Here is an 8,442-nt window from a genome sequence, read left to right as displayed (position 1 = left end):
CGGCCACCCCGGCCGCCGCCACTCCGCCCGCCGCGCTGCCCACCATGGACAGCGACGAACCGACCGGCGGGGGCACCATGCGCCGCTATCCGCGCCCCGCCGCGTATCTGCAGACCGACAACGGTTCCTGACGGCGAGTACGGGCGCCGGGGTCCGGCCCCGGCTGTACAGGCCCCGGACGGGTGGGACGCCGGGCGAGCCAGGGCCTCTGCCGGGGCCGCCGGGACGTTACGGCCCCGGCCGGTCCGGCCAGGTCGGGGAGACTCCGGCGACCGCGCACACGGCGATATGCAGCACCAGCGGATGGGTGTACGGCACGGTGCCCTCGGGCCGGTGGATCAGCCGGGGCGCCTCCGCCACCGGATCCGGCCGCCCCGGCGGCGCGTCCGACACCACCGCGCCGACCGAATAGAGGGCGATCGCGGGCCAGTTGAGCCCACAGTCCGACCGCGGCGGAACGATCCACCACCATCGGCCTTCGACGGAGTAGACACAGCCCGCCCTGGGCAGCAGCTCCATGACCTGACGTCCATGCCGCTCCGGCAGGGCGATGGCGTCGTATCCGGCCTCGGCGAACAGCGTGGGCGGCAGCTCCAGACGCTGTCGACGGCCGGGCCTGGGCGGCGCCACGGGAGTTGACGGGATCACGACGCCACTATGCGTAACGCCTCGTGCACTTGGCAAGGGGCACTCTGAAAAGTGCAGAGTCGCAAGTGCAGTGTGTCCGCTCCATTCAGGGCATGACACACTGCGGGCATCAGCTGCGGGAGGTAGAAGTGAGTGAACCGCGGTCAGCCGCGACCGTGGGCCAGGTCGTCCTCGGCAAGCGCCTGCGGGAGCTGCGCGAAAGAGCAGGTCTCAAGCGTGAGCAGGCCGCCAAGGTGCTGCATGTGGCGCCCGCCACCATCCGCAGGATGGAGACCGCCGAGGTCGCCCTGAAGATCCCGTATGTGCGGATGCTGCTGGACGCATACGGCGTCACCGGCGGCGAGGCCGAGGCGTTCATCACCCTCACCGAGGACGCCAACCGGCCCGGCTGGTGGCAGCGGTTCCACGACATCCTGCCGGACTGGTTCAGCGTGCATGTCAGCCTGGAGGGCGCCGCCGCGGTCATCCGCGCGTACGAGCCGCACTTCATCCCCGGTCTGCTGCAGACCGAGGACTACGCCCGGGCCATCATGCGCACCGGCGCCGTCGGCCAGGTCGACCCCGAGGAGTCCGAGCGGCATGTCGCCCTGCGCATGGAGCGCCAGACGCTGATCACCCGCGAGGACGCCCCGCATCTGTGGGTGGTGATGGACGAGACCGTGCTGCGCCGCCCCGTGGGCACCCCCGAGGTCATGCGGGGTCAGATCGACCGATTGCTGACGGCCACCGAGCGGCCCAATGTCACCCTGCAGATAGCGGAGTTCTCCTCAGGACACCACCCGGGCACCTACGGGCCCTTCGTCCTCTTCCGCTTCGCTGTACCCGAACTGCCGGACATGGTCTACGTCGAGTACCTGACCGGCGCCGTCTACCTCGACGAACGTGTCGAGGTGGCCTCCCATCTGGAGGTCCTGGACCGCATGGCGGCCCAGGCGGCAACCGCACGACGCACAAAGGAAATCCTCCGCGATTTCCGCAAGGAGCTCTGAATGGATCGCATTTTCAACGGCATGCGCGCGGCCGACCTCGGCACCGAGGGCTGGCACAAGCCGTGGAGCGGCGGCAACGGCGGCAACTGTGTCGAGGCCCGGAAACTGGACGACGGCCGGGTCGCGCTCCGACAGTCCACCGATCCGGAGGGCCCGGCGCTGATCTACACCCGCAACGAGATCATCGCCTTCATCCAGGGCGCCAAGGCCGGCAAGGCCGACTTCCTGGTCTCCTGACACATCCGCACCCGCACCCGCATCCATACCCGCACCCCGGCACCACCGCGCCGACCCCCATGGAGCGCACCATGTCAGCGACATCCGGGCCAGAGCCCACCAGAATCGACACCAGCAGGCCCCATCCGGCCCGCGTCTACGACTACATACTCGGCGGCAAGAACAACTACCCCGTCGATGAGCAACTGGCCGTGCAGGTGCTCGACATCGACCCCACCGTCAGAGACTCCGCCAGGATCAACCGCCTGTTCATGCACCGCGCGACCGAGTGGCTGGCCCGCTCCGGCACCCGCCAGTTCCTCGACATCGGCACCGGGATACCCACCGAGCCCAACCTCCACCAGATCGCCCAGCGGATCGCCCCCGACTCCCACGTGGTCTACACGGACAACGACCCCATCGTGCTGCGCCACGCCGAGGCGCTGCTGCGCAGCACCCCGGAAGGCGCCACCCACTACCTCGAAGCGGATGTGCGCGAGCCCGGGCAGATCATCGAGCTGGCCACCGATGTGCTCGATCTGAGCCGGCCGGTCGCCCTCTCCCTCATCTCGCTCATGCACTTCATCCCGGACGAGGACGGCGCCTACGACCTGGTGCACGGCCTGATGGACGCGCTCGCCCCGGGCAGCCACCTGGTGTTCTCGCATGCCACCGCCGACGGCAGCGAGGAGGAGGCGGAGCGGGTCGTGTCCCTGTACCGCAAGGGTGGTGTGACCCTGCGGCCACGCACCCGGGCGGAGGTGGCGAGGTTCTTCCACGGCCTGGAGCCCGTCGGCCCGGCGCCGGTCCTGGTGTCGCACTGGCGGCCGGACGCCGAGGAAGAAGAACTCGCCCCCGAAGACCCGCCGGTCACCGTTTACGCGGGCCTGGCGCGCAAGCCCTGAGCCCGGCCGACAGCGGTCCCGGTCCGCCGGTATCGCCCGCTGCCGCCCCCGTGGCGGCGGGCGAGCGGGCCCGGCCCGGTGTTCGACGGGCGGTCCGCGGCATGCGACGGCGCAGCGTGCGCCCCCTGGTCAGGCGTCCAGCCGCATGGCGTACGCATGGATACGACACATCACGTACGGCGGCGAGCGGCGATGACCGCCGTACGCCGTAGGCGCGGTGCGCTCCCCTGGCAGTGCGAACCCGGCCGCGGGCCCTTACCGCTCACCGGCGGACGGGGCCCTGGATAAAGAGGGACTGGTGCCCTCCCGGGTCCCGACTGGGCGGCGGGGAGAGTTGATTATTCACAAACCGCCCCGACGGGCGGTCTGCGGAGGAAGTCGATGTGATTGACATGGTATGCGCGGCGGCGCGCCTCCCGCTATACGTGGACCGCCTGATTCTCCGCCAGTTTCCGGGCCCGGGCGGCGATCGCCTTTTCGGGAGAAGCACGGCGGTGCGGCGGATCTTTCGCTATCCCGCCGCTCATCCCGGCCCTCGCGGGCGGCATCGTTTTGCGGCTCCGGCCCGTAGCACCGGCTCCGCCCCGCGCCTCGGGCCGGACCGGAGCCTCGCACGGCAGAGCGGATATCGCACGGCCGAGAGGGGACGGTTCACGCACAAGGTCGATTTTACGGCCCGGCCGGGTAGCGGCGGGTTCCGCCTCCGTCCCACTCCGTCCCAGGCCCGGCCCGCGGGCCGAACGCCGTACGGTGCGCCGCAAATCCATCCGACCGGGTAAGGAACCCCTCAGTCGGCAGGCTCCGTCCCACGTCCCGGGCCGGGGCGGAGTCCGCGGATCAGGGATGCGGTAAATCGATACGGAGGAGAAGGGGCGCCTCGCCCGCGAGGGGCCGTTGCCGTCGATATAAGGACTCGTCGCGCAGCCGGCGCTCCCCGTCGGCCCGGGACATGAGGGGGAACCGGCCCCGGACCGGAGGCGGGAACTCCGCACGGCGCCCCTCAGAGGGGACCTCGCGCATCCATACCCCCAGGAAGGAGCGGGTCCGCGGGCGACGTCCCCGCCCGGCCCCGGCCGCGGGGAGAGGCCGCCCCAGGCCCCCGGGCCGGGCCGATGACCTCCGCTACGACGAGTTGTACGGGGATACCGCCGGGAAGGGGCGATTCGCGGTCCGCGCCGATAGGCGCCATACGGCCCGCCTCGTACGACAAGCTCCGCTCCAGGACCCGGCCCTTCGATCGAACCGAGCACCAGGGAGCGCAAATGCATCCGCCCAGCACGGAACGGATCACCCTCGTGTCCGGATCTGATATGCCGTGCGCGGCGACTGGATGACGACCTGTCGAAACAAGTGCGACGCCGCTTCGCGTGCGGGGCGTTGCCCGGTCGCTACGGCCCGCTACGGTCGGCGCGAACGCGCAGGCCCGGCCGCTACCGCCCGCATGACGCCGCCATACTTCTTCTCCCGCTCTTCTCTCCTTCTCCTTCCCTCCTTCTCTCTCCCGCTTCCCTCCCTCTTCTCCCCCGCTCTCCGGCGGATGGGTTCGGCCGTCCCGCAGCGCTTTTCCCCTCTCCTCCCGGCCGGATCCCCCAAGCCGGGAGCGGGGGACCGGCTCGGCGCGGGGGCCGGCGGATTCCGGGCGGCGGCGGAGTGCCGGGCCCGGTGCCGCCCGATCTCCCCCGTACCGCGCGTATTTCGTCCCCCGCCGCGGCCTGCGGGACCGATGGGGTGGGTAAACCAATCCCGAGGATTACCCGGTCCGTCCGCGCCGGGAAAGAATCATTTCCCGCCCCCGCCCGGACGCCGCCGACGCCGCGGACCTCGGCCCCGTCGCCGGGCCGGGCTCGGCGGGGGCCCGCCGCGTCCAGGACGCCGCGGGTGCCGGGCCGACCCGTGCGCCCCCGGTCCTCCACGCGCCTTGCCGTGCGGGGCTGATGGAGCATCAGCTTCCCCGGGGGTGGCGTTCGACGGCGCACGGCAGTCCGTGAGACCCCCAGCGCCTTGTGACCTGCGCCGTCCGGCTGCGGTACTCGTACAGCCCGCCGGGGCTGCCGGTGGGCGAGTCGAACGCTCGTGGAGGGAACAGGCCCATGGCCCAACGAGGAAGTCACCGCCGTTCCGCACCGCCCAGCCGGATCTCGCCCCTGTGTGCCGCCCTCACCGTGGGCAGCGTGAGCATCGTCCTGCCGTTCCTGGGCGCCGACATGGCCGTCGCGGCCCCCTCGGAAACCTGGGACAAGGTCGCCGAATGCGAGAGCGGTGGCGACTGGGACATCAACACCGGCAACGGCTACTACGGCGGGCTGCAGTTCTCCCAGCACACCTGGGAGGCCTACGGCGGCACCAAGTACGCGGCGCGGGCCGACCTCGCCACCCGGGCCCAGCAGATCACCGTGGCCGAGGCGGTGCTGCGCCGCCAGGGTCCGGGCGCCTGGCCGGTCTGCTCGGTACGGGGGCGGCTGACCCGCGACAGCCGACCCGCGTCCGGCGCGAACCGCGGCGGCTCCGGCCACTCCGCGGGGTCCGGACACTCCGCCGGGTCCGGACACTCCACGGGATCCCGCCACCACTCCCCCACCCCGCGGCGGCACGCCACCGGCTCCGGGCCGTACCGGGTCGTGCCCGGGGACTCGCTGTCGCGTATCGCGCAGCGCGAGTCCGTGGGCGGTGGCTGGAAGGCGCTCTACCGCGCCAACCGGCGCACCATCGGCTCCGACCCGGACAAGATCTACCCGGGACAGCGGCTCGCCCTCCCCTCCCGCACCGGCACGGCGCGCACGGCGGCGGCACACGGGAAGCAGCCGCAGACAAAGCAGCCACCCACGAAGCAGCCGCGCTCCGCGCGAAGTAGCCACCAACAGGCCGGCAAGACGCGGGCCACGACATCGGGCACCTCGGCCCACGGCGCCCGCCGGCCCTCCGCCCAGCGCCGCCACATGACCCCGGTCAGCGGCCCGCTCGGCACGTCGTACGGCGTCCGCGGCCCGCGCTGGGCCAGCGGCCACCACACCGGGGTCGACTTCGTGGTGCCCGTCGGCACCGGGGTGCGCGCGGCCTCCCCGGGCGTCGTGGTGACCGCGGGCTGGGGCGGCTCCTACGGCTACGAAGTGGTGATCCGCCACTCCGACGGCCTCTACACCCAGTACGCGCACCTGTCCTCGCTGGCGGTGCGCCCCGGACAGACGGTGGACGCGGGCCTGCGCATCGGCCGCTCCGGCGCCACCGGCAACGCCACCGGACCGCACCTCCACTTCGAGGTGCGCACCGGTCCGCGCTACGGCTCGGACATCGACCCCGTCGCGTATCTGCGCTCACGCGGAGTCGCCATCTGACGCCTGGCCGGACCGGCGAACGGGAGGCCGCCCGGAGGAGGGGGCCGGGCGGCTTCCCGCGCTTCGCCCCGTACGGAGCAGGCTGTACTGGAGCGGGCTGTGCGGCCGGACGCGGCCGGCACAGCCTGCTCCGGTCAGTACCACCCGCTCCGGTCAGTACCAGATGGCGACCGGGAGCCCGTCACGCGTCGTCTCGGGTGGGTCGGGCAGGCTCACCGCGGTGCCGAGGGCGATCCGGTGCGCGCTCCAGGCCGCCGCCGCGGCGTCCAGTACGTCGTCGGGCGGCACCCGGCCCGCCGGGCCGAGCTCATCGGGCAGGGCGATGCCCTGCTCACCGAGCAGCCCCCGCCGCTGGGCCTGGCCGCTCCAGCTCTTCTTGCTCAAGGCCACCGGATGGCCGCCGTTCATGGCCGCGAAGGAGACCTCGGGGTGCACCTCGTACAGGCGCCGCTCGCCGCCCTCGCGGCAGGCGTTGGCCTCCCGCAGCTTGGTCACCAGGCCCCAGGACTGACGGGGCAGGCCCAAGCCCGTGAGGCGCCGGCAGCGCTCGTTGGCCGCGCCGTAGTCGGGCTCCTCCCACACCGGGCGCGGCGGCACCGGGAAGACCCGCGAGCGGTGCGGGGCCACGCGGCCCAGCGCCAGTTCGTCCGCGCGGCGCCGCCCCGCCTCCAGCAGCCCCAGCGGAATGTCGACCGCCACCACGACGGCCGCCGGCACCCGCGTCAGCAGCGCCGCCAGCGCCGCGTCCATGTCGGCACCCGCGAACCGGCCGCCGCGCAGGGCCACCGCCACCCAGCCGCCCGGGCAGGCGTCCACCCCCACAACATGCGGGGCCGTGCCTCCGGCGGCGGGAGAGGTGTCGGGAAAGTCGCTTTCGGAACCCATGTGTTGTATCTGACCACGCGGCCCGGCCGCACCGCCCGGCATCGCCGTAATTCGCTGGCCGCGGACGGCCCGCGCCCGCCACCCTGGTGGCCATGCAAGAACCGCGACATCAGATCCGCGCGCTCCACACGGAGTCCACGGTCACCGTCTACCAGGCGTACGCCCCGCACCTCGGCCTGCCCGCGGCCCGGGACGGCCGCTTCCCAACCGCCTGGAAGCGGGACCGGATGACATGGATCAAGCCGTCGTTCCTGTGGATGATGTATCGCTGCGGCTGGGGTGCCAAGGAGGGGCAGGAGACCGTTCTGGCCGTCGAGATCACCCGCGAAGGGTTCGAGTGGGCGCTCGGCCGGTCGTGTCTGTCGCATTACGAGCGCGGGCTCCACCCCGACCAGGCCGCCTGGAAGCGGGCGTTGAAGGCCGCCCCCGCGCGCGTCCAGTGGGATCCGGAGCGGGATCTGCGGCTGCGGCCGCTGCCGTATCGCTCGCTGCAGCTCGGGCTCTCGGGCGGGGCGGCGCGCCGTTACGCGGACGAGTGGACGGTCGCGATCACCGATGTGACCCCGCTGGCGCACGAGGTCCACGCCCTGGTGCGCCGGGACGAGCTCGACGCGGCGGTGAGGCTGCTGCCCGAGGAGCGCCCGTACCCGGCCGGGGACGAGTTGCTGAGCCATCTGCGTGCGCCCGTGGCGTGCTGAACGAGGAGAAACCACTGATGAGCGCGGGCAGAATGCACGCTGACGAGTTCGACATCGACGTACCGCTGGTGCGGCGGCTGGTGGCCGCGCGGTTCCCGCAGTGGGCGCAGCTGCCCGTGGAGCGGGTTCCGTCGGACGGCACGTCGAACGCCATGTTCCGGCTCGGCGACGGGTTGGCCGTGCGGCTGCCCCTCGCCGAACGGATGGTGGGGGATGTGGAGTTCGAGCACCGGTGGCTGCCGCGGCTCGCCCCGCTGCTGCCGGTCGACATCCCCGTGGTGGCCGAAAAAGGGCTGCCCACCGAGGACTTCCCCTGGCCCTGGTCCGTCCACCGCTGGCTCGACGGCGAGAACCCGGTGGCCGGGCGCCTCACCGACCCCGCCGGGCTCGCCGCGGACCTGGCGGCGTTCATCGCCGCGATGCGCCGGATCGAGCTCGCGGACGGCCCGGCCGCCTACCGGGGTGGGCCGTTGACCACGCAGGACGCCGGGACCCGCACCGCGATCGGGGAACTGAACGGCATCATCGATACGCAGGCCGCCACCGCGGCGTGGGAGGCGGCTCTGAAGGCGCCCGAGTGGTCCGGCCCGCCCGTGTGGATCCACGCCGATCTGATGCCCGGCAATGTGCTGGTCGACCGCGGTCGGCTGAGCGCGGTCATCGACTTCGCGACCATGGGCGTGGGGGACCCCGCCTGCGACCTGATCCCCGCCTGGAACCTCCTCCCCGCACAGGCGCGGGACCCCTTCCGCGCCTGTGCGGGGAGGAG

8 protein-coding genes are annotated in these 8,442 nt (G+C 72.6%); 6 read left to right on the top strand and 2 right to left on the bottom strand.

All coding sequences use genetic code 11. The features are described from left to right. Positions 1-228: 228 nt before the first annotated feature. Positions 229-648, bottom strand: coding sequence for a hypothetical protein (locus CCN51_RS47465; protein WP_238545523.1), 420 nt, complete (start codon positions 646-648; stop codon positions 229-231). Between the two features lie 128 nt (positions 649-776). Here CCN51_RS47465 and CCN51_RS47460 point away from each other — a divergent pair, with 128 nt between their 5' ends. The 4 genes from CCN51_RS47460 to CCN51_RS47445 all read left to right on the top strand — a co-directional run bounded on the left by CCN51_RS47460 (position 777) and on the right by CCN51_RS47445 (position 6,090). Next, positions 777-1,637, top strand: coding sequence for a helix-turn-helix domain-containing protein (locus tag CCN51_RS47460; RefSeq protein ID WP_014181588.1), 861 nt, complete (start codon positions 777-779; stop codon positions 1,635-1,637). Continuing rightward, positions 1,638-1,874 (top strand): DUF397 domain-containing protein, encoded by a 237-nt coding sequence (locus CCN51_RS47455; protein WP_014181587.1) that lies wholly within the window; start codon positions 1,638-1,640, stop codon positions 1,872-1,874. A gap of 71 nt (positions 1,875-1,945) precedes the next feature. Next, a complete protein-coding gene (locus tag CCN51_RS47450) occupies positions 1,946-2,758 on the top strand; it encodes an SAM-dependent methyltransferase (RefSeq protein WP_014181586.1) in 813 nt (270 codons plus the stop codon). Positions 2,759-4,848: 2,090 nt separating this feature from the next. Further along, positions 4,849-6,090 (top strand): transglycosylase family protein, encoded by a 1,242-nt coding sequence (locus tag CCN51_RS47445; RefSeq protein ID WP_043488114.1) that lies wholly within the window; start codon positions 4,849-4,851, stop codon positions 6,088-6,090. Positions 6,091-6,243: 153 nt separating this feature from the next. On the opposite strand, the gene CCN51_RS47440 is transcribed toward CCN51_RS47445, so the two are convergent. Further along, a complete protein-coding gene (locus CCN51_RS47440) occupies positions 6,244-6,975 on the bottom strand; it encodes a DUF429 domain-containing protein (RefSeq protein WP_014181584.1) in 732 nt (243 codons plus the stop codon). Positions 6,976-7,067: 92 nt separating this feature from the next. Here CCN51_RS47440 and CCN51_RS47435 point away from each other — a divergent pair, with 92 nt between their 5' ends. Together CCN51_RS47435 and CCN51_RS47430 are read left to right on the top strand one after the other, a co-directional pair. Then, on the top strand, positions 7,068-7,673 hold the full coding sequence (locus CCN51_RS47435; RefSeq protein WP_043488110.1) for a DUF4291 domain-containing protein: 606 nt from the start codon (positions 7,068-7,070) through the stop codon (positions 7,671-7,673). A 17-nt stretch (positions 7,674-7,690) separates the two neighbouring features. Beyond that, a partial coding sequence (locus tag CCN51_RS47430; protein ID WP_107426280.1) for an aminoglycoside phosphotransferase family protein occupies positions 7,691-8,442 on the top strand: 752 nt, incomplete at its 3' end.

The organism is Streptomyces milbemycinicus (genome assembly GCF_002154605.1).
GTDB lineage: Bacteria > Actinomycetota > Actinomycetes > Streptomycetales > Streptomycetaceae > Streptomyces > Streptomyces milbemycinicus.
Note: the sequence above shows the minus strand (reverse complement) of the source record. Positions and strands in the feature narration are given on the sequence as shown.

Excerpts from the sequence above, each read along its gene's own strand:
- CCN51_RS47455 (WP_014181587.1), top strand. The coding sequence starts at position 1,638 with ATGGATCGCATTTTCAACGGCATGCGCGCGGCCGACCTCGGCACCGAG.
- CCN51_RS47435 (WP_043488110.1), top strand. The coding sequence starts at position 7,068 with ATGCAAGAACCGCGACATCAGATCCGCGCGCTCCACACGGAGTCCACG.
- CCN51_RS47450 (WP_014181586.1), top strand. The coding sequence starts at position 1,946 with ATGTCAGCGACATCCGGGCCAGAGCCCACCAGAATCGACACCAGCAGG.
- CCN51_RS47440 (WP_014181584.1), bottom strand. The coding sequence starts at position 6,975 with ATGGGTTCCGAAAGCGACTTTCCCGACACCTCTCCCGCCGCCGGAGGC.
- CCN51_RS47445 (WP_043488114.1), top strand. The coding sequence starts at position 4,849 with ATGGCCCAACGAGGAAGTCACCGCCGTTCCGCACCGCCCAGCCGGATC.